Annotated in this window: 19 protein-coding genes and 1 pseudogene; 7 read left to right on the top strand and 13 right to left on the bottom strand. The window is 70.2% G+C overall.

Annotated features, from left to right (window positions below; genetic code table 11):
• Nucleotides 1-321: pseudogene (locus ACZ6D7_RS02190) on the bottom strand (hypothetical protein); the annotation flags it as partial.
• 15 nt (nt 322-336) lie between these two features.
• Nucleotides 337-1383: a LacI family DNA-binding transcriptional regulator gene (locus ACZ6D7_RS02185; protein ID WP_469482429.1), complete on the bottom strand. Its 1047-nt coding sequence runs from the start codon at nt 1381-1383 to the stop codon at nt 337-339.
• Nucleotides 1384-1672: 289 nt separating this feature from the next.
• Here ACZ6D7_RS02185 and ACZ6D7_RS02180 point away from each other — a divergent pair, with 289 nt between their 5' ends.
• From ACZ6D7_RS02180 to ACZ6D7_RS02170, 3 genes are read left to right on the top strand one after another with little or no spacing between them, the layout of a single operon-like run.
• Nucleotides 1673-2824 carry a Gfo/Idh/MocA family protein gene (locus ACZ6D7_RS02180; RefSeq protein ID WP_469482427.1) on the top strand — a complete coding sequence of 384 codons (1152 nt, stop codon included), beginning with the start codon at nt 1673-1675 and terminating at the stop codon, nt 2822-2824.
• On the top strand, nt 2821-3972 hold the full coding sequence (locus ACZ6D7_RS02175) for a dihydrodipicolinate synthase family protein (RefSeq protein ID WP_469482425.1): 1152 nt from the start codon (nt 2821-2823) through the stop codon (nt 3970-3972). Before ACZ6D7_RS02180 ends, ACZ6D7_RS02175 begins: the two co-directional genes overlap by 4 nt.
• 32 nt (nt 3973-4004) lie before the next feature.
• Nucleotides 4005-4802: a sugar phosphate isomerase/epimerase family protein gene (locus ACZ6D7_RS02170; RefSeq protein WP_469482994.1), complete on the top strand. Its 798-nt coding sequence runs from the start codon at nt 4005-4007 to the stop codon at nt 4800-4802.
• 108 nt (nt 4803-4910) lie between these two features.
• Here ACZ6D7_RS02170 and ACZ6D7_RS02165 read toward each other — a convergent pair whose 3' ends face one another.
• Together ACZ6D7_RS02165 and ACZ6D7_RS02160 are read right to left on the bottom strand one after the other, a co-directional pair.
• Nucleotides 4911-5117, bottom strand: a complete 207-nt coding sequence (locus ACZ6D7_RS02165) for a DUF397 domain-containing protein (RefSeq protein WP_469482423.1) — start codon at nt 5115-5117, stop codon at nt 4911-4913.
• Nucleotides 5104-5928: a helix-turn-helix domain-containing protein gene (locus ACZ6D7_RS02160; protein ID WP_469482421.1), complete on the bottom strand. Its 825-nt coding sequence runs from the start codon at nt 5926-5928 to the stop codon at nt 5104-5106. The genes ACZ6D7_RS02165 and ACZ6D7_RS02160 overlap by 14 nt, the downstream gene beginning before the upstream one ends.
• A 282-nt stretch (nt 5929-6210) precedes the next feature.
• Between ACZ6D7_RS02160 and ACZ6D7_RS02155 the strand changes: the two genes are divergently transcribed.
• Nucleotides 6211-6510, top strand: coding sequence for a hypothetical protein (locus tag ACZ6D7_RS02155; RefSeq protein WP_469482419.1), 300 nt, complete (start codon nt 6211-6213; stop codon nt 6508-6510).
• Between the two features lie 1226 nt (nt 6511-7736).
• Here ACZ6D7_RS02155 and ACZ6D7_RS02150 read toward each other — a convergent pair.
• From ACZ6D7_RS02150 to ACZ6D7_RS02125, 6 genes are all read right to left on the bottom strand, one after another.
• Nucleotides 7737-8945, bottom strand: a complete 1209-nt coding sequence (locus tag ACZ6D7_RS02150; RefSeq protein ID WP_469482417.1) for a lipase family protein — start codon at nt 8943-8945, stop codon at nt 7737-7739.
• A gap of 340 nt (nt 8946-9285) precedes the next feature.
• Nucleotides 9286-9675: a D-ribose pyranase gene (rbsD, locus tag ACZ6D7_RS02145; protein WP_469482415.1), complete on the bottom strand. Its 390-nt coding sequence runs from the start codon at nt 9673-9675 to the stop codon at nt 9286-9288.
• Nucleotides 9672-10574 carry a ribokinase gene (locus tag ACZ6D7_RS02140; protein ID WP_469482413.1) on the bottom strand — a complete coding sequence of 301 codons (903 nt, stop codon included), beginning with the start codon at nt 10572-10574 and terminating at the stop codon, nt 9672-9674. Before ACZ6D7_RS02140 ends, rbsD begins: the two co-directional genes overlap by 4 nt.
• 66 nt (nt 10575-10640) lie before the next feature.
• The gene (locus ACZ6D7_RS02135) at nt 10641-12605 is read right to left on the bottom strand and encodes an ABC transporter permease/substrate-binding protein (protein ID WP_469482411.1); all 1965 of its coding nucleotides are present in this window, start codon (nt 12603-12605) and stop codon (nt 10641-10643) included.
• Nucleotides 12595-14118 (bottom strand): sugar ABC transporter ATP-binding protein, encoded by a 1524-nt coding sequence (locus tag ACZ6D7_RS02130; protein ID WP_469482409.1) that lies wholly within the window; start codon nt 14116-14118, stop codon nt 12595-12597. Before ACZ6D7_RS02130 ends, ACZ6D7_RS02135 begins: the two co-directional genes overlap by 11 nt.
• Nucleotides 14115-15131, bottom strand: coding sequence for a LacI family DNA-binding transcriptional regulator (locus ACZ6D7_RS02125; RefSeq protein WP_469482407.1), 1017 nt, complete (start codon nt 15129-15131; stop codon nt 14115-14117). Before ACZ6D7_RS02125 ends, ACZ6D7_RS02130 begins: the two co-directional genes overlap by 4 nt.
• A 292-nt stretch (nt 15132-15423) precedes the next feature.
• Between ACZ6D7_RS02125 and ACZ6D7_RS02120 the strand changes: the two genes are divergently transcribed.
• The 3 genes from ACZ6D7_RS02120 (at nt 15424) to ACZ6D7_RS02110 (ending at nt 19799) form a co-directional block, all read left to right on the top strand.
• Nucleotides 15424-15789, top strand: coding sequence for a cupin domain-containing protein (locus ACZ6D7_RS02120; RefSeq protein ID WP_469482405.1), 366 nt, complete (start codon nt 15424-15426; stop codon nt 15787-15789).
• A 217-nt stretch (nt 15790-16006) separates the two neighbouring features.
• A complete protein-coding gene (gene recD2, locus ACZ6D7_RS02115; protein WP_469482403.1) occupies nt 16007-18256 on the top strand; it encodes an SF1B family DNA helicase RecD2 in 2250 nt (749 codons plus the stop codon).
• A gap of 253 nt (nt 18257-18509) precedes the next feature.
• Nucleotides 18510-19799, top strand: a complete 1290-nt coding sequence (locus tag ACZ6D7_RS02110) for a citrate synthase (RefSeq protein ID WP_469482401.1) — start codon at nt 18510-18512, stop codon at nt 19797-19799.
• Nucleotides 19800-20489: 690 nt separating this feature from the next.
• Here ACZ6D7_RS02110 and ACZ6D7_RS02105 read toward each other — a convergent pair.
• The 3 genes from ACZ6D7_RS02105 to ACZ6D7_RS02095 form a co-directional block, all read right to left on the bottom strand.
• Nucleotides 20490-22739 (bottom strand): heavy metal translocating P-type ATPase, encoded by a 2250-nt coding sequence (locus ACZ6D7_RS02105; RefSeq protein WP_469482399.1) that lies wholly within the window; start codon nt 22737-22739, stop codon nt 20490-20492.
• 93 nt (nt 22740-22832) lie between these two features.
• Nucleotides 22833-23072, bottom strand: coding sequence for a heavy-metal-associated domain-containing protein (locus ACZ6D7_RS02100; protein WP_469482396.1), 240 nt, complete (start codon nt 23070-23072; stop codon nt 22833-22835).
• A gap of 73 nt (nt 23073-23145) precedes the next feature.
• Nucleotides 23146-23811, bottom strand: a complete 666-nt coding sequence (locus tag ACZ6D7_RS02095) for a TetR/AcrR family transcriptional regulator (RefSeq protein ID WP_469482394.1) — start codon at nt 23809-23811, stop codon at nt 23146-23148.
• Nucleotides 23812-23857: the final 46 nt, after the last annotated feature.

Below are 23857 nucleotides of genomic sequence, written 5' to 3'. Positions count from 1 at the left end.
CGCTTTTCCGTCGCGGCGGTCCGCCACTGGGTCGCGGCGGTCCGCTTTTCCGTCGCGGCGGTCCGCCACTGGGTCGCGGCGGTCCGCTTTTCCGTCGCGGCGGTCCGCCACTGGGTCGCGGCGGTCCGCTTTTCCGTCGCGGCGGTCCGCCACTGGGTCGCGGCGGTCCGCTTTTCCGTCCCGGCGGTCCGCCACTGGGTCGCGGCGGTCCGCCTCTCCGTCCCGGCCGTCCGCCTCTCCGTCCCGGCGGTCCGCCACCCCGTCCCGGCCGTCCGCCTCTCCGCCCCGGCCGTCCCCGCCGTCCGTGATCGCCCCCGTCAAGGCTTCAACCCCGCATCACCCTCGCGGCACCCCGGAGGACCCGCGCACCATCAACTCGCCCCGCACCACCGCGATCCCTCCGGGCGGCGGCTCCTCGCGGCCCATCGCGATGCGGCCGGCCCGGGCGCCCGCCTCCGCGAGCGGGAGCCGTACCGTCGTCAGCGAGGGCACCGCGTCGATGCTGAACGGCAGGTCGTCGAAGCCGGCCACGGACACGTCCTCCGGGATGCGCAGCCCGGACTCCCGCAGCGCCGCGCAGGCGCCCAGCGCGACGGAGTCGTTCGCGGCGACCACGGCCGTCAGGCTCGGGTCACGGCGCAGCAGTTCCAGCGTGGCCTCGTAGCCGGCCCGCCGGTCGTAGCGGCCGTGCACGGTCCAGCGCGGGTCCTCCTCGATCCCGGCCGCGACCAGCGCCGCCCGGTGGCCCTCCAGTCGGTGCCGGGTGGTGGTCCGCTCCTCGGGGCCCGCGATGTAGCCGAGCCGCCGGTGGCCGAGCCCGATGAGGTGCTCGGTCAGTTCGCGTCCGCCGCCCCGGTTGTCGAAGGTCAGCGCGATCGCCCGGGTGTCCGGCGCCGGCGGCCGTCCGCACAGCACCACCCGCGTCCCCGCCTCGCCCAGCTTGCGCAGCTTCGCCGCGACGGCCGCCGCGTGCGGCTCGTCCTCCACGGCCCCGCCGGTCAGCACCACGGCCGCCGCCCGCTGCCGCTGGAGCAGGGTCAGATAGGTCAGTTCGCGTTCCGGGTCGCCGCCCGTGTTGCAGACCACGGCCAGCCGTTCGCCGCCCGCGCGTCCGCCGGGCCCCCCGATCTCCGACTGGATCGCGCTCGCCATGATCCCGAAGAAGGGGTCGGCGATGTCGTTCACCAGGATGCCCACCAGATCGGACGTGGCGGCCGCCAGCGCGCTCGCCGGGCCGTTCAGTACGTAGTCCAGTTCGTCCACCGCCCGCAGCACCCGCTCACGGGTGGAAGCGGCGACGGGGTAGTTCCCGTTCAGTACGCGCGACACCGTCGCGGGCGAGACCTGCGCGCGGGCCGCCACGTCCGCCAGGGTCACCGTCATCTCGTCGTCCTCCGGTCGCGCATCTCGTCGTACGTCTTCGTCGTACGTCTTCGTACGTCCACGTAGACAGGCCGGCCGTAGCCACGGTTCCGAGCGTGTCGAGCAGACCTTAAGGCCATACCCCCCAGTTGTTCGCCCCCTCGAACAACTCGGGATGGACACGGTCTTGTCCGGACCGCTGGTCAGAGGCTAGCTTCTCCTTGGATAGAAAGCGCTTGCTGTAACGCTGATCAGGAAGAGGCGTACGAGGCGCGCACAACCGCGTACAACGCCTACGAAGGGATCCGACGTGACCCGCAAGACGGTGCGTATCGCCATGAACGGCGTGACCGGGCGCATGGGCTACCGCCAGCACCTCGTCCGTTCCATCCTCGCCCTGCGCGAACAGGGCGGCCTCGACCTCGGCGACGGCACCGTGCTGTGGCCGGAGCCGATCCTCGTCGGCCGCCGCGAGCACGCACTGAGGGCGCTGGCCGAGCGGCACGGCCTGGAGCACGTCTCCACGGACGTCGACGCCGTGCTCGCCGACCCCACCGTCGACATCTACTTCGACGCCCAGGTGACCTCCGCCCGCGAGGAGGCCATCAAGAAGGCGATCGCCGCGGGCAAGCACATCTACACGGAGAAGCCGACGGCCACCGGTCTCGAAGGCGCCCTGGAGCTGGCCCGCCTCGCGAACGAGAAGGGCATCAAGCACGGCGTCGTCCAGGACAAGCTCTTCCTCCCCGGCCTGCTCAAGCTGAAGCGCCTGATCGACGGCGGCTTCTTCGGCCGGATCCTGTCCATCCGCGGCGAGTTCGGCTACTGGGTCTTCGAGGGCGACTGGCAGAGCGCCCAGCGCCCCTCCTGGAACTACCGCGCGGAGGACGGCGGCGGCATCGTCGTCGACATGTTCCCGCACTGGGAGTACGTGCTGCACGAGCTGTTCGGCCGCGTGCGGACCGTCCAGGCCCTCACCGCCACCCACATCCCGCAGCGCTGGGACGAGAACGACAAGCCGTTTGACGCGACGGCCGACGACGCCGCCTACGGCGTCTTCGAACTCGACGGCGGCGCCATCGCCCAGATCAACTCCTCCTGGGCCGTCCGCGTCAACCGCGACGAACTCGTCGAGTTCCAGGTCGACGGCACCGAGGGCTCGGCGGTCGCCGGCCTGCGCAACTGCCGCGTCCAGCACCGCAGCGCCACCCCCAAGCCGGTCTGGAACCCGGACATCCCGGCCACCGAGGTCTTCCGTGACCAGTGGCAGGAGGTCCCGGACAACGGCGAGTTCGACAACGGCTTCAAGGCCCAGTGGGAGCTGTTCCTCAAGCACGTCTACGCCGACGCCCCCTACCACTGGGACCTCCTGGCCGGCGCCCGTGGCGTCCAGCTCGCCGAGCTGGGCCTGAAGTCCTCGGCCGAGGGCCGCCGCCTCGACGTCCCGGAGGTCTCGCTGTGACCGTCCGACTCCCCGACTTCGAGGGCGGGCTGAGGGTGTACGAGCCCCGCCCGGAGCCCCTCGCCCTCACCACGGGTGCCCCCTTCACCTCCCGTACGGTCTTCTCGGCCGCGCATGTGGTGGCCGACCCGTACGCGGACGTGGCGCCGGACTCGCCCGCCGCCGTCGACTGGGACGCCACCCTCGCCTTCCGCCGCCACCTGTGGTCCCACGGGCTCGGCGTCGCCGAGGCGATGGACACCGCCCAGCGCGGCATGGGCCTGGACTGGGCGGGCGCCGCCGAACTGATCCGCCGCAGCGCCGCCGAGGCGAAGGCGGTCGGCGGCCGGATCGCCTGCGGCGTCGGCACCGACCAGATCGCCTCGGGGAGCCTCGCCGAGGTCCGGGCCGCCTACGAGGAGCAGCTCGCGCTGGTGGAGGAGTCGGGAGCCCAGGCGATCCTGATGGCCTCCCGCGCCCTCGCCGCGGCCGCCACCGACCCCCAGGACTACCTGGAGGTCTACGGCCACCTGCTCCGCCAGGCCACCGAGCCCGTGATCCTGCACTGGCTGGGCCCGATGTTCGACCCGGCGCTGGAGGGCTACTGGGGCTCGTCCGACCTGGACGCGGCGACGGACACCTTCCTGGAGGTGATCGCGGCCCACCCCGACAAGGTGGAAGGCATCAAGGTCTCGCTGCTGGACGCGCAGCGGGAGATCGACATCCGCCGCAGGCTGCCGCAGGGCGTCCGCTGCTACACCGGCGACGACTTCAACTACCCCGAGCTGATCGCGGGCGACGAGAAGGGCTTCAGTCACGCGCTGCTCGGCATCTTCGACCCGCTGGGCCCGCTGGCGGCCGAGGCGGTCCGTGTCCTGGACACGGGCGACACGGCGGGCTTCCGCGCACTCCTCGACCCCACGGTCGAACTGTCCCGCCACCTCTTCCAGACCCCCACCCGCTTCTACAAGACGGGCGTGGTGTTCCTGGCGTGGCTGGCCGGCCATCAGTCGCACTTCACGATGGTCGGCGGCCTCCAGTCGGCCCGTTCCCTCCCGCACTTCGCCCGCGCCTACGAACTCGCCGACGGCCTGGGCCTGTTCCCCGACCCCAAGCTGGCCGAGGAACGGATGAAGAACCTGCTCGCCCTGTACGGAGTGACCCAGTGAGCACCGATCTCTCCCGCTTCAGCATCAACCAGATGACGGTGAAGCAGCTGTCCATGCCGGAACTGGTGGACGCCTGCCTGGAGTTGGGCGTCCCGGGCGTCGGCCTGTGGCGCGAGCCCGTCCAGACGTACGGCGTGGAGGCGACGGCCAAGCTGGTCCGTGACGCGGGCCTGACGGTGACGACGCTGTGCCGGGGCGGCTTCCTCACGGCCATCGACCCGCAGGAGCGCGCCCTGGCCCTGGCCGACAACCGCCGCGCGGTGGACGAGGCGGCGGCTCTCGGCACCGAGGTGCTGGTCCTCGTCTCCGGCGGCCTGCCCGCCGGTTCCAAGGACCTGCACGGCGCCCGTGAACGCATCGCGGACGCCCTGGCCGAACTGGGCCCGTACGCCGAGCGGCACGGTGTGAAGCTGGCGATCGAGCCGCTGCACCCCATGTTCGCCTCGGACCGCTGCGTGGTCTCCACCCTCACCCAGGCGCTGGACCTCGCGGAACGCTTCCCGGCCCGGCAGGTCGGCGTCACGGTGGACACGTACCACATCTGGTGGGACGACCAGGCCCCCACCCAGATCGCCCGCGCCGGCGCCTCCGGCCGCATCCACACCTTCCAGCTCGCCGACTGGACGACCCCGCTCCCCGAGGGCGTCCTCAACGGCCGCGGCCAGCTCGGCGACGGCGCGATCGACCTGCGCGCGTGGCAGGGCCACGTGGAGGCCGCCGGCTACACCGGCGCCATCGAAGTCGAGCTGTTCAACGACGAGTTGTGGGCACGGGACGGGCGGGAGGTGCTGACGGAGACGGCGGCCCGGTTCGTGGAGCACCTGGCGTAGCGCGTCATGACGGCAAGGTCTGGAGGGCCCCTCCAGACCTTGCCGTATACGTGGCGTGACGCTGGAGTTCGGCCGCCTGAAGATCCGCCACGCTCGCCGCTGAAGTCCCTAGACCTGGGCGCCCACGTACCTCTCTTTGACGGCCCCGATGAACGCGGCCCAGCCGTTTGAGGAGAAGACCAGCACAGAGCCGCGCACGTCCTTGCTGTCGCGGACCGGCACAACGGCCTGGCCGCGCGCGACTTCGAGGCAGTCGCCTTGACCGCCGCCGCTGTAGCTGGACTTGTACCAGACAGTGTGCTCACTGCTGACCATGGGCGTGTTCCTCCGCTGCGGCCTTGACGAGGGCCAGTGACTCCTGCTGCGACAACGCGTCGCTCAGTGCTAGAGCGTAGGCTGTCTGGCTGGCCGTCACCAGCGCCGGATCATCCATCAAGTGGCCGGTGAGAAAGCCTTCGACGTAGGCCAGCGGGGCGGAGTCCCCGAAGCTCATGAGGGTGAGGTAGCTCTCCATCAGCGCGTGCGCTCCGACCCCGTACGGCAGCACATGCAGCCGTACCCGTCCCGCCTCGGCCAAGTCCGCGAGCTTGTTCAGCTGCTCGGCCATGACCTGAGACCCGCCGACGCGGCGGCGCAGCACGGATTCGTCGAGCAACGTCCAAATGACCGGTTTCAACGGGCCGTCGAGAATTCGGGCACGCTTTGTTCGAATGACAACTGCTTCGTCAAGTTCCTCCGCCGTGTGGTTCGGCCGGTACGCGCGGAACAGGGCACGCGCATAACCGTCGGTCTGGAACACGCCGGGAACCAGCGAGAGCGCGAACTGCTGGATCAGGGTGGCCTGTTGCTCCAACTCCGCCACGGCCGCGAAGTGGTCGGCATACTTCGACTCCAGGTCCTCCAGCCACCGGACGAAGAACCCGTCGGTGGCCAGCGCCCGGTCGATACGCTGCGCGTCATCAGGCCCCGGGAGCCGTCTGCCCGCCTCGAAGTGGCTGATCAGCGTGGGCGAGCACACGACCTGGTTGCCCAGTTCCTCCTGCGTGAGGTCGGCGGCGGTGCGTCGCAACCTCAGTTCCTCCCCGTACTTCTCCCGTTGCGTTCGCGGCGTACGAGGCTTGGTCATGTTGCCAACTCCCCAACTTGACGTGTGCGTTGTCAACCTCCAGGTACTGGAAGCGTAGCCACACCGACCCCACCCTGTAAGCAATTCGCAACAGAGCGAAGTCATCGCAGGTGGGAAGTAGGCTGACGTGACACATCCGACCCGACCCTTCAGGCCGTTCGGGAGGCTCCTCTCATCAACACGCAGGCGCCGCCGCAGGCCGCCCACGCCGCCTGACGTGCCGTCCGCCGTCCGGGGAGTGGGTGTCGGCTCGCTGTTCTGGCCTCGCGTGGGGAGCGGCGGGTGAGCGCCAGCGCGGGACGCGAGGAGTCGTCCACCCGGCTGCTGCCCTGGACGAGCCCCGAGGGCAAGCCCTGCTACCTCGTGGGCGACGGGACGGGCTACATGTGGCGCATGGCGGACGACGTCGAATGTGTGCAACTCGGGATGGCGGACGATCTCCTCGGCCACGCCGAGGCACTCCTTGCGGGGCAGCGGACGACCGGCGCCGAACTGCGCTACCTCGCCCGGCGGCTCACCGAGTCCTTGAGGGACGTCAAGAGGGTGGCGGAGAGCCGGGGAGCACGGCTCGGCGACACGTAGGGGGGAAGCGCTCGGCCCGACCGGAGTCAAATCGGGAGCGGCGTTGTCAGTGCCATCCTGTACGATTCCCGCCGCCATCTCGGCTCGCGTGGTTACGCGTCAGTAGATCCGGGCGATCTGGACATCTGGGTAGTCGCTCAGGTGTGCCTTGCATCACCATATCGGGTATGACTTAAGTCACTTTTCACATGTGCACGAATTTCTGAGCAGGTCGAAGCCCGATTCCGGACTGGAATCGACGACCCCGCTTGTGTCCCGACGTGCGCAAGGGTGTCGCGAACGATCTTGCGAGCAGTGCAAGATGGAGTTCGTCCGTCACAGCAGGCAACTAACACGTGGCCGTCTGGGCGGAGTTGTGCGTGACAAGGCGAGAGCCCCATCTCCGAGGCCGGGAAGCAGCAGAGATGAGGCCCTCTGGCATCACCAGAACGGGCTGGCCCCGGCCCTTGGGTCGGGGCTCTTCCCTTTAGTGGCTCAGGAACTCACGCACGATCTTGTAGATCGTGAAGATCGGTCCCAGCCAGCGGACCCTGCTGTAAATCCGGTCCGCCTTGTTGCCCTGGTGCCCCGCCGGCTGTGCAGCCATTGGGCCGCCCCCTTTCCGGTCCACGTTCGTGAACCCCATGGGTGCCCACAACGTGTCGCGGACCTCCGGGGAGCGGTGGTAGCCCAACACAGTACCGGGCGCCAACGGCAACCACGGTGCGCGCAAGTCGCCCCTGCGGGCGACTGGGGCCCCAGGCGTATGGCACGGTGTGCCCGACCGGGCGGTCGGCATGCCACGTATGTGGCGATCAAGGCAACTGCCTGCACTGTTACGCAGGTTCGGTGGGGGACGGCGTGTCAGTTCCCGTGCTGCAAGTCGCGTAAATCACACCCTGTGGATGACCGGATGTCCGCTGAAGTCTGTACACGGGCGTCACTGATGGCATTGGTTCTTCCTGCTCTTGGCCATGAGTTGGGCGACAGTGAGACGTTCTCGGTCATCTTCGTTCAAGGGAGAAGCGTTGAAGTCCCTGCTGGAGGAAGCGGATTCCGGCCGCCGAGGTGACCGACCGCGCGCCGACCTGAGATCCCCAGGGGACGGTGGGGGAGAGGTGAGGCCGTGTCCCCCGGCTGCGCGGGGCGGACGCATCGAGGAAGGGGCCGCCCTCCGCCCGGTGTGGGCGGACGGACGGCCCCCGGCTGCCGTACGGCCAGGATCGGGAGATCCGAAGGGCAGGGGATCAGACGTCGAACCGGTCGATCAGCCAGCTGCCCAGCTCCCGCGTGACCAGGGTGTGGTCGGTCGTCGTGGACGAACAGAGGAATTCGTCCAGTTCGCTGTCGTCGGGGTTCATGTCCTTGATCTTCGCGTACAGGTCGTCCTGCTGCTCGATGTCCCGGATCGCGACCGCGCTGACCGACGGCACGAAGCAGACGTCCTCGTGGCGCAGGTCCACCGTGGCGCCGAACTTCTCCATCGCGTCGGCGAGGATCTTGTACGTGTGCAGCGTGCCGCCCGGGGCGCCGTCCAGCTCCGGGAAGCCGTTGGTCGTGATGGTCTTCTCGGCCTGCGGGAACTTCCGGTACAGGTAGGCGACGGTCACGTCGTCGCCCTGGGCCTGGGTGTAGAACGTGGTTCCCGGGTAGATCACGTCGAGCCGCAGCGCGACCTCGCCGGGGGGTACGTCCGGCAGGCCGATGCCGTCGGCGCGGCCGTTGGCGACGGCGATCTTGCGCGGGATCCGCGGCCAGTTGCCGAACCGCTCCAGCGCGGCCAGGAACTTCTTGCGCTCCTCGGCGACATCGATCTTGCCGGTGTCCTTGTCGTAGTGCCGCCACAGCATCTGACGCGCGGCGGGGCTGTTCATCTGCCGCTCGAAGTCGTTGCCGGGGAACGGGATGAAGTACGAGAACGCCTGCACGCCGACGGGGATGCTGGCGCCGCGGTGCGGGGTGTCGTACGAGAAGTACAGCGCCGTCTGGTGGTCCATCCGCTGGGTCTCCAGCTTGGCGAGCGCGAAGCGGGTGACCATGCCGCCCATGCTGAACCCGCCGACGACCAGCCGGGCGTCGCCGACGCGCCGGCCGATGGTCTCCATGATGACGGCCTCGGCGGCCTTCGCGTTGTCCATGATGGACGCGGTCCGCTCCTCGAACCCGAGCAGGATCACGTCCTTGCCGCGCCGGTGCAGCTCGGTGAGGAAGGGGTACTCACCGCCGTCGAGGAACTGGTAGAGCTTGTCGAGTTCGCTCCGGCCGAGATTGAAGCCGTCGGCGATGATCACGGGCTGGGTGATCTCGCTGTTGCCCGCGCCGAGGAAGACCCAGGCGAAGCCGTTCGGCAGGGGCCATTCCTCGTGATCCGGCACCTCGATCGGATGGGGCGGCTCGGAAGCCACCGGGTCACCGAGAGTGAACATGCCGACGTTGGGCTCGGTCGTTTCGGACACGGTCGTGCTCCTCGTGGGAGGGGGGAGGGGATGACCTCATCATGGGGGCATTTCGGTCTTATCGCCTGTCGGGGCCGCGGATTTCACCACAACTGATGGAGCGCGCCGGGGACCGTTCAATGCGCCTGGCATGTGCCAAAGGCCTGATCCCGGCCCCTTCTCGCGGCACTCGGAATTTTCTTCCGAAGGCGTGCAACCCTTCCCACCCCTGCCGTGTCGTACATGGCGTCAGGACTTCTGGAGGGGGATCTGGGGGGATCGCGGGGTTCTGATGGCGGAGGGGGTGAGCCGAGGGACCTGGTCGACAGACCGGGTCCCTCGAAGCCTGTCAGGGGGCAGGTCAGAAAGACACCCCGCACCGCAGCAGCACATTGGCGTACGGCCGCGCCTCCCCCGTGCGCACCACGAGCCGCGCCTTCGCCGACAGCTTCTTCAGCTCCTCGTGCGGGACGAACGTGAGCTCCGCGAAGTGGCCCTCCAGCAGCCCCGCCGCGGCCGGATTCGCCTCCCGCACCTCGGCCGCGGCGGTCGCGCCCTCCACGACCAGCTCGTCGAGCAGCCCCTCCACCACCTCGGCGAACGACGGCACCCCCGCCCGGAACGCGAGGTCGACCACCCGGGGCCCGTCCGGCAGCGGCATCCCGGCATCGCACACCAGCACCCCGTCCCCGTGCCCCAACTCCGCCAGCGCCCCGGCGAGATGACGGTTGAGGATCCCGCCCTTCTTCACAGGGACTCGACCTCCTCGGCCGTCGGGAACGACTCCTGCGCCCCCCGCTTCGTCACGGCCACCGCCCCGACCCGTGCCGCGTACGCCGCCGCCTCGGCCAGCGACGAACCGGTGCCCAGCCGCCACGCCAGCGCCGCCGTGAAGGAGTCGCCCGCGCCGGTCGTGTCCACGGCCGTCACCTTCACGGACAGCACCCGGGTGACGCCCTCCTCGGAGGCCGTCAGCGCACCCTCCGCACCCAGCGTCACGACCACCGACCTCGGCCCCTTCGCGAGCAGCGCCCGCGCCCAGTCCTCGGGCCCGGCGCCCGCCCCCGCCTCGCCCAGGATCACCTTCGCCTCGTGCTCGTTGACGATCAGCGGATCGCAGGCGGCGAGCACCTCGGCGGGCAGCGGCCGCGGCGGCGAGGGGTTCAGCACGAACCGGCTCCCCGGAGCCAGGCTCCGTACCACCTCCACCACCGTCTCCAGCGGGATCTCCAGCTGCGCCGACACCACCGGGGAGGCGTGGAAGAGGCTCGCGGCCGCGCGGACGTCGGCCGGCGTCAGCCGCCCGTTCGCCCCGGGCGACACCACGATGCTGTTGTCCCCCGACGGGTCCACCGTGATCAGCGCGACCCCGGTCGGCGCCCCGCCCACCAGCACGCCCACCGTGTCCACCCCGGCCGCCCGCTGCGAGTCGAGCAGCAGCCGGCCGTGCGCGTCGTCGCCGACCCGGGCCAGCAGGGCCGTACGGGCTCCGAGGCGGGCGGCCGCGACGGCCTGGTTCGCGCCCTTGCCGCCGGGGTGGACGGCCAGGTCGGACCCGAGCACCGTCTCCCCGGCCGCCGGCCTGCGCTCGACGCCGATCACCAGGTCGGCGTTGGCCGACCCTACGACCAACAGGTCGTAGTCGTACATGAGTTGACTCCCCAATCACACGCGTGCGGCGGGCGGTCGCCCGGACCGCCCGCCAGCTCGCCGCTGTCAGCCGCTGAAGCCGGCCACGTTCTCCTTCGTGACCACCTTCACCGGCACCTTCACCGTCTGCTGGACCTTCTCGCCCCGCAACGCCTTCAGCGCGTTGTCCACGGCGATCTTCCCCAACTGTGAGGGCTGCTGCGCCACGGACGCGTACAGCGTCCCCTGCTCAACGGCCGTGAGACCGTCGGGAGTTCCGTCGAAGCCCACGACCTGGACGGACTTCCCGGCCTTGGAGCCGAGCGCCTTGATCGCGCCGAGCGCCATCTCGTCGTTGGCGGCGATCACGCCCTGGACGTCCGGGTGGGCCTGGAGCAGGTTCGACATCACGTCGAGGCCCTTGGTGCGGTCGAAGTCGGCCGGCTGCTCGGCCACCACCTGGATGCCCGGGTAGGCCTTCAGCCCCTTGGCGAAGCCCGCGGCCCGCTCCCGGGCGGCGGAGGTGCCCGCCTGACCCTGGAGGATCACGATCTTGCCGGTGCCGCCCAGCTTCTCGGCGACCGTCTTCGCGGCCTGCTCACCGCCGGCCACGTTGTCGGAGGCGACGAGCGCGTCCACCGTGGCCTTGTTGACCCCGCGGTCGACCGCGACGACCGGGATCTCCGCCTTGTCGGCGGCCCTCACCGAGTTGCTCGCCGCGTCCGAGTCCACCGGGTTGACGATGATCGAGTCGACCCCGGAACTGGTGAAGTTCTGCAACTGGTTGGCCTGCTGCGAGGCGTCGTTCTGCGCGTCGGTGACCGTCAGGTCCACGCCCAGCCGCTTCGCCTCGGCCTTCGCGCCCGACTGGATCTGCACGGAGAACGGGTTGTTGAGGGTGGACAGGGCCAGGCCGACCTTCGGGTTCGACGCGGCGGACGAGCCGTTGTGCAGGAAGGAGGTCGCACCGACGATCGCCACGGTGACGACGGCCGCGAGACCGTACGTCGCCGCCTGCCTCCCCCTGCCGCCGAGCCCGCCGCCGAACCCGGCACCGGCCGCCGCCGGGGTGGCCCCCGCCTTGCGGCGCACGGTGTCGAGGAGCACCGCCAGCGCGATGACGACACCGATGACGACCTGCTGCCAGAACGCGGAGACGTTCAGCAGGTTGAGGCCGTTGCGCAGCACCGCCAGGATCAGCGCGCCGATCAGCGTGCCCGAGGCCTTGCCCGTGCCGCCCGCGAGGGAGGCGCCGCCGATGACGACCGCCGCGATCGCGTCCAGCTCGTAGCCGTCGGCGGCCTGCGGCTGCGCGGAGGACAGCCGGGAGGCGAGCACGACGCCCGCGACGGCCGCGAACACCCCGGACAGCGCGTAGATCGCGAGCTTCTGCTTCTTCACCCGCAGACCCGACAGCCGGGCGGCCTCCTCGTTGCCGCCGATGGCGTACATCGAGCGCCCGATGTACGTCCGGCCGAGCACGAACGCGGCGATCAGCCCCATGACGACCATGACCAGCACCGGCACCGGCAGCCAGCCGCCGAGCGTGTCACCGAGGTGCGAGACCGAGTCGGGGAAGGCGATCGGGGAGCCCTCGGAGATCACCAGCGACAGACCGCGGGCCACCGACAGCATCGCGAGCGTGGCGATGAACGGCGGCAGCTTGCCGTAGGCGATGAGGAAACCGTTCACCAGACCGGCCGCGATACCGGTGGCCACGGCGAGCACCACCGCGACGACGACCGGGACCCCGTGCTGGGTGGCGCTCCACGCCAGCACGGTGGCCGACAGCGCCGCCACCGAACCGACCGACAGGTCGATGCCCGCCGAGACGATGACGAACGTGACGCCGAAGGCGAGAACAGCCGTCACGGCGGCCTGGACACCGACATTGAGCAGGTTGTCCGTGGTCAGGAAGTCCCCCGACAGCGCCGACATGGCGATGACGAGGACGATCAGCGCGGTGAGCGCGCCGTTGTCGAGGAGCAGACGGCGGACCGCCGCGGCGCCGCCACCGGCGCCCGTGGTGCTCTTGAGCGTGTCAGCGGCCACGGCCGGCCTCCACTTCGGTAGGAGAGGGTGTGCTTACTGCGAGCGCCATCACGGCGTCCTGGGTGGCCTCGTCGGCCGGGAGTTCACCGGCGATCCGGCCCTGTGCCATCACCAGCACCCGGTCGCTCATGCCGAGCACCTCGGGCAGATCGCTGGAGATCATCAGGACGGCGGCCCCGGCGGCCGTCAGCTCGTTGATCAGCTGGTAGATCTCGACCTTGGCGCCGACGTCGATCCCGCGCGTCGGCTCGTCGAGGATCAGCACCTTGGTGTCGGCGAGCAGCCACTTGCCGATGACGACCTTCTGCTGGTTGCCGCCGGACAGGGTGCGCACATGCTGGTGGAGTCCGGCCATCCGCACGCCGAGCTGCTCGGCGATCTCGGCGGCCGCCTCGCGCTGGCTCCTGAGGTCGACGAGTCCGCCGCGGGTGGCGGCCCGCATGGTCACCAGGCCGAGGTTCTCCTCGACCGACTGGTCGAGCACCAGGCCCTGGCCCTTGCGGTCCTCGGGCACCAGTCCGATCCCGGCGGCCATCGCCGCGTTCACGTCGTACCGGGGCAGCTCGGCGCCGGCGACCCGCACCGTTCCCCGGTCGTAGGGGTCCGCCCCGAAGACGGCCCGGACGACCTCGGTACGGCCGGCGCCGACCAGCCCCGCGATGCCGACGACCTCACCGGCGTGCACCTCGAAGCCGACGTCGTGGAAGACACCGTCCCGGGTGAGCCCCTCGACGGTCAGCAGGGCGGCGCCCCGGTCGGCACGCGCGCGTGGGTACTGCTGCTCGATGGACCGGCCCACCATGAGCCGTACGAGGTCGTCCTCGGGCGTGGTGGCGGGCACCTGTCCGACGGACCTGCCGTCGCGGATGACGGTGACCCGGTCGCCCAGGGCGGCGATCTCCTCCAGGTGATGCGTGATGAACACGATGCCCACGCCGTCCTCGCGCAGCTTGCGCACGATGACGAAGAGCTTCTCGACCTCCTCCGAGGTCAGCACGGCGGTCGGCTCGTCCATGATCAGCACGCGCGCGTCCAGGCTCAGCGCCTTGGCGATCTCGACCATCTGCAGGCGCGCGATGCCGAGTTCACGCACCCGCGCGCGGGGCGACACGTTCACGCCCACACGCGCGAGAAGGACCTCGGCGTCCGCCTCCATCGTCTTCCGGTCGATCATCCCGAAACGGCGCGGCTGCCGTCCCAGGAAGATGTTCTCGGCGACCGTCAGATCGGGTACGAGATTGAACTCCTGGTAGATGGTGGCGATCCCGAGGCGCTCGGCGTCCTGCGCGCCATGGATGCGCACCTCCTCGCCGCCGGCCAGGATCCGCCCGGCGTCGGGGCGGTAGGCGCCGGAGAGCATCTTGATGAGGGTGCTCTTGCCCGCGCCGTTCTCACCGAGCAGCACGTGCACCTCGCCCCGGCGCAGATCGAAGTCGACGCCGTCGAGCGCGACCACACCGGGGAAGGTCTTGCGTATGCCTTCGATGCGCAGCAACTCGTCCGGGTTGCTCACGACTGGCTCCTGTTCCTTGCGGGGGTCTCGCCGCACGACCGGCGCACGACGAGACGGGCGGGGAGGGTGACGGACTGCGGGGGTCGTCCCTCGATGCGGTCGACGAGCGCGCGCACGGCGGCGCGGCCCAGCTCGCCGGTCGGCTGGGCGATCGCGGTGATCGGCGGATCCGTGTGCACGAACCAGCGGATGTCGTCGAACGCGGCGAGCGCGAGGTCGTCCGGAACGCGCAGCCCGCGCGCGCGGATCGCGTCCAGCGCGCCCAGGGCCATCAGGTTGTCGGCCGCGAACACGACCTCGGGCGGCTCGGGCAGGTCGAGGAAGCCCTCGGTGACCCGCCGTCCGCTCTCCGCCTGGAAGTCGCCCTGGCCGATGTACGCGTCCGGGAGGGGGAGCCCGTACTCGGCCATGGCGGCCCGGAAGGCCTCGACGCGCTCGCTGCCGGTGGTGGTGGCGGCCGGGCCCGCGATGATGGCGAGCCGCCGGTGCCCGAGCCCGTGCAGATGCGCCACCAGGTCGCGTACGGCGGCCTGTCCGTCCGCCCGGACCACCGGCACGTCGACGCCCGGGATCCACCGGTCGACGAACACCATCGGGGTCCCCGCGCGCGCGGCGTCCAGCATCAGCGGGGAGCCGCCGTCGGTGGGGGAGACGAGGAGGCCGTCGATCCGGCGGTCCAGCAGGGTCCGTACGTGGTGGTCCTGGAGGTCGGGCCGTTCGTCGGCGTTGCCGATGATCACGCTGTAGCCGAGCGCGCGGGCCTCTTCCTCGACGGAGCGGGCCAGCTCGGTGAAGTACGGGTTGAGGACATCACTGATGACCAGGCCGAGGGTGCGGGTCTGGTCGGTGCGCAGCGACCGCGCGACGGCGTTCGGGCGGTAGCCCAGCGCCTCGACGGCGGCCAGCACGCGGGTGCGTGCGTCCTCGCTGACCGACGGGTGGTCGTTCAGGACGCGCGACACCGTGGCGACGGAGACCCCCGCCTCGGCGGCCACGTCCTTGATGCTCGCCATCGCCGCTCCACCTCCTCGTGGACTCGGATTCCTGCACGCCGTGCCTCGCATGGAATCGATTACATCGGCGTGTACGGAGGATTGGAATCGATTACATGGGGGTTATCAAGCCTCTTGAGTGGCCGAAACCGGATCGTGATGAAACCGCGCTCGGATGAGCGTGGTCGCTGAGTGCGGTCGATGAGTGCGGTCGATGAGTGCGGTAGCGGCCAGGCCGGTGCGGGGCCAGCCTGGATGTACGGAGCGAGGACCTCGGGTCCGTCGGTCTGGCGGGCCGGAAACGGAGGAAGTCATGACGTCTGCGGCCAGGAACGACGTTCCCGTCGCGCTCGAGGGCGACGGGGTGCAGGTGCGCATCAGGCCGATCGGCGGCGGCCTGTCCGTCGGCTACATCAGCCTCCCGCAGGGCACGGACATGGGACCCGCCCTGAAGGGCCTGCCCGACGACGCGTGTCCGTGCCCGCACTGGGGCTATCTGCTCAAGGGCCGGCTGCGGATGCGCACGGCCGAGGGCGAGACGGTCTACGAGGCGGGGCAGGCGTACTACTGGGCGCCCGGACACGTCCCGGTGGCCCTGGAGGACTGCGAGTTCGTGGAGTTCTCCCCGACCGAGGACTTCCAGAAGGTGATCGACCACGTGATCGCCCAGGCCGGCTGAGCCGTCCGGGCCGCCTGAGCCGTCCGGGCCGGCCTGTCGGTGCCGGGCGGTACCGTCGGATCATGACGGATCAGGCGGGGGCCTCCCCGGCGGGGGAGCGGCGGGCGGCCACGCTCGAAGGCGTGCTCGAGCGGATCCCATGGTTTTGACAAGCCGGTGATCGGGCTGGAGGGCGGGAGCTGCTCCCGCTGTCAGACCCGGCCGGTACCGTCGGATCATGTCCAGGCAAGAGGCAGACGCGGACCGCCGATTGGCGACGTTGGACGGCGTGCTGGAACGCATCACGTACGCGAACGAGGAGAACGGCTACACGGTCGCCCGGGTCGACACCGGCAGAGGCGCCGGCGACCTCCTCACGGTCGTGGGCGCGCTGCTCGGCGCCCAGGTCGGCGAGTCCCTGCGCATGGAGGGCCGCTGGGGCTCCCACCCGCAGTACGGCAAGCAGTTCACCGTGGAGAACTACACGACGGTGCTGCCCGCCACCGTCCAGGGCATCCGCCGCTACCTGGGATCCGGCCTGGTCAAGGGCATCGGCCCGGTCTTCGCCGACCGGATCACCCAGCACTTCGGCATCGACACCCTCACGATCATCGAGGAGGAGCCCAAGCGGCTCATCGAGGTGCCGGGCCTCGGTCCGAAGCGCACGAAGAAGATCGCCGACGCCTGGGAGGAACAGAAGGCGATCAAGGAGGTCATGCTCTTCCTCCAGACCGTCGAGGTGTCCACCTCCATCGCCGTGCGCATCTACAAGAAGTACGGCGACGCCTCCATCTCCGTCGTGAAGAACCAGCCCTACCGGCTGGCCGCCGACGTCTGGGGCATCGGCTTCCTCACCGCCGACAAGATCGCGCAGTCCGTCGGCATCCCGCACGACAGCCCGGAGCGGGTCAAGGCGGGCCTGCAGTACGCACTGTCCCAGGCGACCGACCAGGGCAACTGCTACCTGCCCGAGGAGCGCCTGATCGCCGACGCGGTGAAGCTCCTCCAGGTCGACACCGGCCTGGTCATCGAGTGCCTCGCCGAGCTGGCGGCGCCCCCGCAGGAGGGCGAGGATCCCGGCGTCGTACGGGAGAAGGTCCCCGGCCAGGACGACGGCGCGGAGCCGGTCACCGCCGTCTACCTGGTCCCCTTCCACCGCGCCGAACTCTCCCTCTCCGCCCAGCTCCTGCGCCTGCTGCGCACTTCCGAGGACCGCATGCCGGGCTTCCGCGACGTGGCCTGGGACAAGGCGCTGGGCTGGCTGAGGCAGCGCACCGGGGCCGATCTCGCCCCCGAGCAGGAGGCCGCCGTACGGCTCGCGCTGACCGAGAAGGTCGCCGTGCTCACCGGAGGCCCCGGCTGCGGCAAGTCCTTCACCGTGCGCTCGATCGTGGAGCTGGCCCGCGCCCGGAAGGCCAAGGTCGTGCTGGCCGCCCCGACCGGCCGCGCCGCCAAGCGCCTCGCCGAGCTGACCGGCGCCGAGGCCTCCACCGTCCACCGCCTGCTGGAGCTGAAGCCCGGCGGTGACGCCGCCTACGACCGGGACCGCCCGCTGGACGCCGACCTGGTGGTGGTCGACGAGGCGTCGATGCTGGACCTGCTGCTCGCCAACAAGCTGGTCAAGGCCGTACCGCCCGGCGCGCACCTGCTCTTCGTCGGGGACGTCGACCAGCTGCCCAGTGTCGGCGCGGGCGAGGTGCTGCGCGATCTGCTCGCCGACGGCGGCCCGGTGCCCGCCGTCCGCCTCACGCGCGTGTTCCGCCAGGCCCAGCAGTCCGGCGTGGTGACGAACGCGCACCGGATCAACGCCGGGCAGCATCCGCTCACCGACGGGATGAAGGACTTCTTCCTCTTCGTCGAGGACGACACGGAGGAGGCCGGCCGGCTCACCGTCGACGTGGCGGCCCGTCGCATTCCGGCCAAGTTCGGCCTGGACCCTCGGCGGGACGTCCAGGTGCTCGCCCCCATGCACCGCGGCCCGGCCGGCGCCGGCGCCCTCAACGGACTGCTCCAGCAGGCCGTCACACCCGGCCGACCCGACCTGCCCGAGAAGCGGTTCGGCGGCCGGGTCTTCCGTGTCGGCGACAAGGTCACCCAGATCCGCAACAATTACGACAAGGGGAAGAACGGTGTCTTCAACGGCACCGTGGGCGTGGTCACCTCGCTCGATCCGGTCGACCAGCGCCTCACCGTGCTGACCGACGAGGACGAGGAGGTGCCGTACGAATTCGACGAACTGGACGAACTGGCCCACGCGTACGCGGTGACCATCCACCGTTCACAGGGGAGTGAATATCCCGCGGTGGTGATCCCCGTCACCACAGGGGCATGGATGATGCTCCAGCGGAACCTTCTGTATACGGCCGTCACCCGCGCCAAGAAGCTGGTCGTCCTCGTGGGTTCGCGCAAGGCGATCGGCCAGGCGGTGCGCACGGTCTCGGCGGGCCGCCGCTGCACGGCCCTGGACTTCCGGCTCGCGGGCCACTGACCGGCCATCAGTGACCGGCCATCGGTACCGGTGACCCGGTGATCCCAAAAAATGATCGATCAAATGAGTCACGAAGGTCACAGAGCACTTCCGGAAGCCGGACGAAGGCGGCAGGATGAGAAAGTTGGCGGCACTGAGTGCCGCCGATAAGCCCAATGGTCGACCCCGAGTGCACTCACCTGCGCCAAATGGGGGATGGTAGAGACAGTCAGGGCAACCTCGAAGAAGAGGCACAACGTCGGTGAGGGATGACGTGAGCGACAACTCTGTAGTACTGCGGTACGGCGACGGCGAGTACACCTACCCGGTGATCGACAGCACCGTCGGCGACAAGGGCTTCGACATCGGGAAGCTCCGCGCCCAGACCGGTCTGGTCACCCTGGACAGCGGCTACGGCAACACCGCCGCCTATAAATCCGCCATCACCTACCTTGACGGCGAGCAGGGCATCCTCCGGTACCGCGGCTACCCGATCGAGCAGCTCGCCGAGCGGTCGACCTTCCTTGAGGTCGCCTACCTGCTGATCAACGGTGAGCTGCCGACGGTCGACGAGCTGAGCGTCTTCAAGAACGACATCACGCAGCACACCCTGCTGCACGAGGACGTCAAGAACTTCTACAAGGGCTTCCCGCGCGACGCCCACCCGATGGCCATGCTGTCGTCGGTCGTCTCGGCGCTGTCCACCTTCTACCAGGACAGCCACAACCCGTTCGACGAGAAGCAGCGCAACCTCTCGACGATCCGTCTGCTCGCCAAGCTCCCGACGATCGCGGCGTACGCGTACAAGAAGTCGATCGGTCACCCGTTCGTCTACCCGCGCAACGACCTCGGCTACGTCGAGAACTTCCTGCGCATGACCTTCTCGGTCCCGGCCCAGGAGTACGACCTCGACCCGGTCGTCGTCTCCGCGCTGGACAAGCTGCTCATCCTGCACGCGGACCACGAGCAGAACTGTTCGACCTCCACGGTCCGTCTGGTCGGCTCCTCGCAGGCCAACATGTTTGCGTCGATCTCGGCCGGCATCAACGCCCTGTGGGGCCCGCTGCACGGCGGCGCCAACCAGTCCGTGCTGGAGATGCTCGAGGGCATCCAGGCCGGCGGCGGCGATGTCGACTCCTTCATCAACAAGGTGAAGAACAAGGAGGACGGCGTCCGCCTGATGGGCTTCGGCCACCGGGTGTACAAGTCCTTCGACCCGCGCGCCAAGATCATCAAGGCCGCCGCGCACGACGTGCTGTCCGCCCTCGGCAAGTCCGACGAGCTGCTGGACATCGCGCTGAAGCTGGAGGAGCACGCGCTCTCCGACGACTACTTCGTCTCGCGCAACCTCTACCCGAACGTCGACTTCTACACCGGCCTGATCTACCGGGCCATGGGCTTCCCGACCGAGATGTTCACGGTCCTCTTCGCCCTGGGTCGCCTCCCGGGCTGGATCGCCCAGTGGCACGAGATGATCAAGGAGCCGGGCTCCCGCATCGGCCGTCCGCGCCAGATCTACACGGGCGTCGTGGAGCGCGACTTCGTGCCGGTCGAGGAGCGCTGACACCTGACGGTGAGGGGCGCCGGCCGACCGGTGCCCCGTCGCGGTCAGCCACAGTCGCAGCCCTGTCCGAGCGGATCAACCGTTCGGACAGGGCTGTCTCATGCGCGCGGCGAGGGAGCGGCCTTCGTGAGCGGCAAACGGAAGGCGCCCTGACGTCAGTCCCCCCACGGGCCGACGACCAGGGCGCCTTCCCATGTCCCGGTGCGGATTCCCCCCACGGGATCCGGCCGGGCGTTTATGAGGACAGCGCCTGAATTCGCTGTGTCGATATGCGGTTGTCGAACAGTTGTTGTGCATGCGGTTGAGCAGAACGAGCAGAACTCGCCGTACTACCGCCGTGTGCGATCTGCCGGGACAACGCACGCTGGGAGGGCCGCTCAAAGCTTCCCGGTGTACGTGCCCCGGCAACGCATCTCTGAGGAAGTCCCCCAAGACATCCCCAGATGCCGGTCTGCGCCCCCCAAGACGCTTTCCGACATCGTCAACTTAGACCTTCGAACCCCTTCGGTGGTTACGTTCGCATCACTGTGATCTGTGTCTCTTGCATATGTCCGTTAGATGCGCAAGAGCCCGGATACAGCGATCGAGGCCCCAGCGTAAGGATGATGCGCGAGCCTTGTGAAGAGCTTATGTGAGGCTCGCGCAGGACTCCAGGGGGTCCGACTTAAAGGTCCGGTCTCACCCGGAGTCTCACCGGAAGGCCCGCAGCCGCAGGCTGTTGGTCACCACGAACACCGACGAGAAGGCCATCGTCGCTCCCGCGATCATCGGGTTGAGCAGTCCGGCCGCGGCCAGCGGCAGCGCGGCCACGTTGTACCCGAACGCCCACACCAGATTGCCCTTGATCGTCGCCAGGGTCCGACGGGACAGCCGGACGGCGTCCGCGGCCACCCGCAGATCCCCGCGCACCAGCGTCAGATCGCTCGCCTCGATCGCCGCGTCCGTCCCGGTGCCCATCGCGAGCCCCAGATCGGCGGCGGCCAGCGCGGCCGCGTCGTTGACGCCGTCGCCGACCATGGCGACCACCCGGCCCTCGCCCTGGAGCCGCCGTACGACGGCGACCTTGTCCTCGGGCAGCACCTCGGCGACCACCTCGTCGATGCCGACGGCCCGCGCCACCGTCTGCGCGACCGCCCGGTTGTCCCCGGTCAGCAGCACCGGCGTGAGCCCCAGCGCGCGCAACTGCCGTACGGCCTCGGCGCTGGTCTCCTTGACCGCGTCGGCGACCGCGAGCACCCCGCGCGCCGCGCCGTCCCACCCGACGACGACGGCCGTACGACCGTCCCGCTCGGCCTCGTCCTTGGCGCGGGCCAGCTCGGCCGGAAGGCTGTCGAAGAGCCGCCCCGCGGCGACCTCACGCCCCTCCACGCGCCCCCGTACGCCCCGCCCGGGCACGTTCTCGAAGTGCTCGGCCGCGGGCAGCCCCCCGGTCCGCTCCTCGGCGCCCGCGGCCACCGCCCGGGCCACCGGGTGCTCGGAGGCGTGCTCCAGGGCGCCCGCGAGCCGCAGCAGTTCCCGCTCGTCGGTGCCGTCGGCGACGTACACCTCCTGGAGGGTCATCCGGCCGGTGGTGACGGTGCCGGTCTTGTCGAGGACGACCGTGTCGACGCGACGGGTGGACTCCAGGACCTCGGGGCCCTTGATGAGGATGCCGAGCTGGGCGCCCCGCCCGGTGCCGACCATCAGGGCGGTGGGCGTGGCGAGCCCCAGGGCGCACGGGCAGGCGATGATCAGGACCGCGACGGCGGCGGTGAACGCGGCGACGGTGTCCCCGGTCGCGCCCAGCCAGCCGCCGAAGGTGCCGGCCGCGATCAGCAGCACCACGGGGACGAAGATCCCGGAGATCCGGTCGGCAAGCCGCTGCACCTGCGCCTTGCCGTTCTGCGCGTCCTCCACGAGCCGTGCCATCCGCGCCAGCCGGGTGTCGGCGCCGATCCGGGTCGCCTCGACGACGAGCCGCCCGCCGGCGTTCACGGTCGCGCCGGTGACGGTGTCGCCGGGGCCGACGTCCACCGGCACGGACTCGCCGGTGAGCATCGAGGCGTCCACCGCCGAGGCGCCCTCGACGACCGTCCCGTCGGTCGCGACCTTCTCCCCGGGCCGTACGACGAACCGGTCCCCGACCGCCAGCCGGTCCACGGCGATCCGCACCTCCCGCCCGTCCCGCAGGACGGCGACGTCCTTGGCGCCCAGCTCCATCAGTGCCCGCAAGGCGGCCCCGGCGCGCCGCTTGGAGCGGGCCTCCAGGTACCGGCCGAGCAGGATGAAGGCGGTGACTCCGGCGGCGACCTCCAGATAGATCGTGGAGGCGCCGTCGGCGCGGGAGACGGTGAGTTCGAAGGGGTGCCGCATGCCCGGCATGCCCGCGTCGCCGAAGAACAGCGCCCACAGCGACCAGCCGAGCGCGGCCAGCGTGCCCACGGAGACCAGGGTGTCCATGGTGGCGGCGCCGTGCCGCAGGTTCGTCCACGCGGCCCGGTGCAGCGGGCCGCCGCCCCAGACGACCACGGGCGCGGCGAGCGTCAGGGAGAGCCACTGCCAGTTGTCGAACTGGAGGGAGGGGACCATCGCGAGCAGCACGACCGGCGCGGCGAGCAGGACGGAGACCAGGAGGCGGTGGCGCAGGTCGGCCAGTTCGGGGTCCCGGGGGGCGTCGGTGTCCGGTGCGACGGGTTCGGGCGCGGGCGCCGGCTCCTCGGCCGTGTACCCGGTCTTCACCACGGTCGCGATCAGGTCGGAGACCTCGATGCCGGCGGGGTAGCTGACCCTTGCCTTCTCCGTGGCGTAGTTGACCGTGGCGGTGACGCCCTCCATGCGGTTGAGCTTCTTCTCGACGCGGGACGCGCAGGACGCGCAGGTCATCCCGCCGATGAGCAGCTCGACCTCGGAGGGGGGCGGGGGTATCGGGGTCCCGGTGGCGGCGGTCGCGGTGCTGGTCATGCGTACTCCAGGAAACGGACCGGGCCGCACGGAACCAGTATCAGCTGGTCGGTACGGCCCGGTGGGATGCCTCGGGGTGGGGAAGCGGCTGCCTCAGGCCCGGCCGACCAGCTCGAAGCCGGCCTCGTCGACGGCGGCGCGTACGGCCGACTCGTCCAGCGCGGCGGCGGAGACGACGGTGACCTCACCGGTGGAGGCCACGGCCTTGACCGAGCTGACGCCGGGCAGCTCGGAGATCTCGCCGGAGATCGCGCCCTCGCAGTGGCCGCAGCTCATGCCACTCACCTTGTAGACGGTGGTGACGGATCCCGGGGTTTCGGTTGGAGCGGTCATCTCGTTCTCCTCGTGGAGGCAGGTGGGGCCGACGGGGCCCGCGAGGGGCTCCCGCTCTGCCGACATTATACCCCTAGGGGGTATTCTCGGTGAGGCTGGCCGGTCTTCTTCCGAGGCGGTCGCCGACCAGCGGCTCCAGATACCGGATCAGCGCGTCCTTCAGCTCCCGGACGTACGCGTCGCGCTCGGCGCCCTCGTGGCCCAGGATCAGTTCGAGGCCCGCCTTGTAGATGCCGAGGCACATCTGGGCGGTGCGGTTCAGGTCGGCGGGGGGTGTCTCGGGCAGGAACGACGAGAGCAGGCCCTCGATGCGGGAGAGCAGGGTCGCGTGGAGCGCGTCGTGCTCCTCGGCCATGCGGCCCGGGATGTCGGGGCCGTGCATGAGCGCGAAGAACACCGGGTGGTCGCAGTTGAAGGCGATGAACCGGTCGATCGCCGAGCCGACCGCCTCCTCCAACGGTGTCGCGGGGTCGACGGGGGCGAGCGCCTCGCCGTAGGTCTCGCGCATCTCGTGCATCAGCCGGTCGCCCAGCTCGATCGCGATCGCTTCCTTGTTCGGGAAGAACTGGTAGAGCGTGCCCGGCGAGACGCCGGCCTCGCGGGCGATGGCGTTGGTGCTGGCGGCGGTGTAGCCGGTCGCGCAGAAGACACTGGCCGCGGCTTCGAGCAGTTGTGCGATACGGCGCTCCCCGCGCGCCTGGCGGCGGCGTGGCTGTTCCTTCTGCGGGTTGTCGGGCACGAGTTATCCCCAGCTCTCCGAACGTCATTGACAAACACGAGCGGTC

This window comes from Streptomyces sp. NPDC041784, assembly GCF_055591025.1.
Note: the sequence above shows the minus strand (reverse complement) of the source record. Positions and strands in the feature narration are given on the sequence as shown.

Coding starts and splice junctions, on each gene's coding strand:
- ACZ6D7_RS02165 (WP_469482423.1), bottom strand. CDS start 5,117: ATGGTCAGCAGTGAGCACACTGTCTGGTACAAGTCCAGCTACAGCGGC.
- ACZ6D7_RS02170 (WP_469482994.1), top strand. CDS start 4,005: ATGACGGTGAAGCAGCTGTCCATGCCGGAACTGGTGGACGCCTGCCTG.
- ACZ6D7_RS02160 (WP_469482421.1), bottom strand. CDS start 5,928: ATGACCAAGCCTCGTACGCCGCGAACGCAACGGGAGAAGTACGGGGAG.
- ACZ6D7_RS02120 (WP_469482405.1), top strand. CDS start 15,424: ATGACGTCTGCGGCCAGGAACGACGTTCCCGTCGCGCTCGAGGGCGAC.
- ACZ6D7_RS02125 (WP_469482407.1), bottom strand. CDS start 15,131: ATGGCGAGCATCAAGGACGTGGCCGCCGAGGCGGGGGTCTCCGTCGCC.
- ACZ6D7_RS02185 (WP_469482429.1), bottom strand. CDS start 1,383: ATGACGGTGACCCTGGCGGACGTGGCGGCCCGCGCGCAGGTCTCGCCC.
- ACZ6D7_RS02140 (WP_469482413.1), bottom strand. CDS start 10,574: ATGTACGACTACGACCTGTTGGTCGTAGGGTCGGCCAACGCCGACCTG.
- ACZ6D7_RS02105 (WP_469482399.1), bottom strand. CDS start 22,739: ATGACCAGCACCGCGACCGCCGCCACCGGGACCCCGATACCCCCGCCC.
- ACZ6D7_RS02100 (WP_469482396.1), bottom strand. CDS start 23,072: ATGACCGCTCCAACCGAAACCCCGGGATCCGTCACCACCGTCTACAAG.
- recD2 (WP_469482403.1), top strand. CDS start 16,007: ATGTCCAGGCAAGAGGCAGACGCGGACCGCCGATTGGCGACGTTGGAC.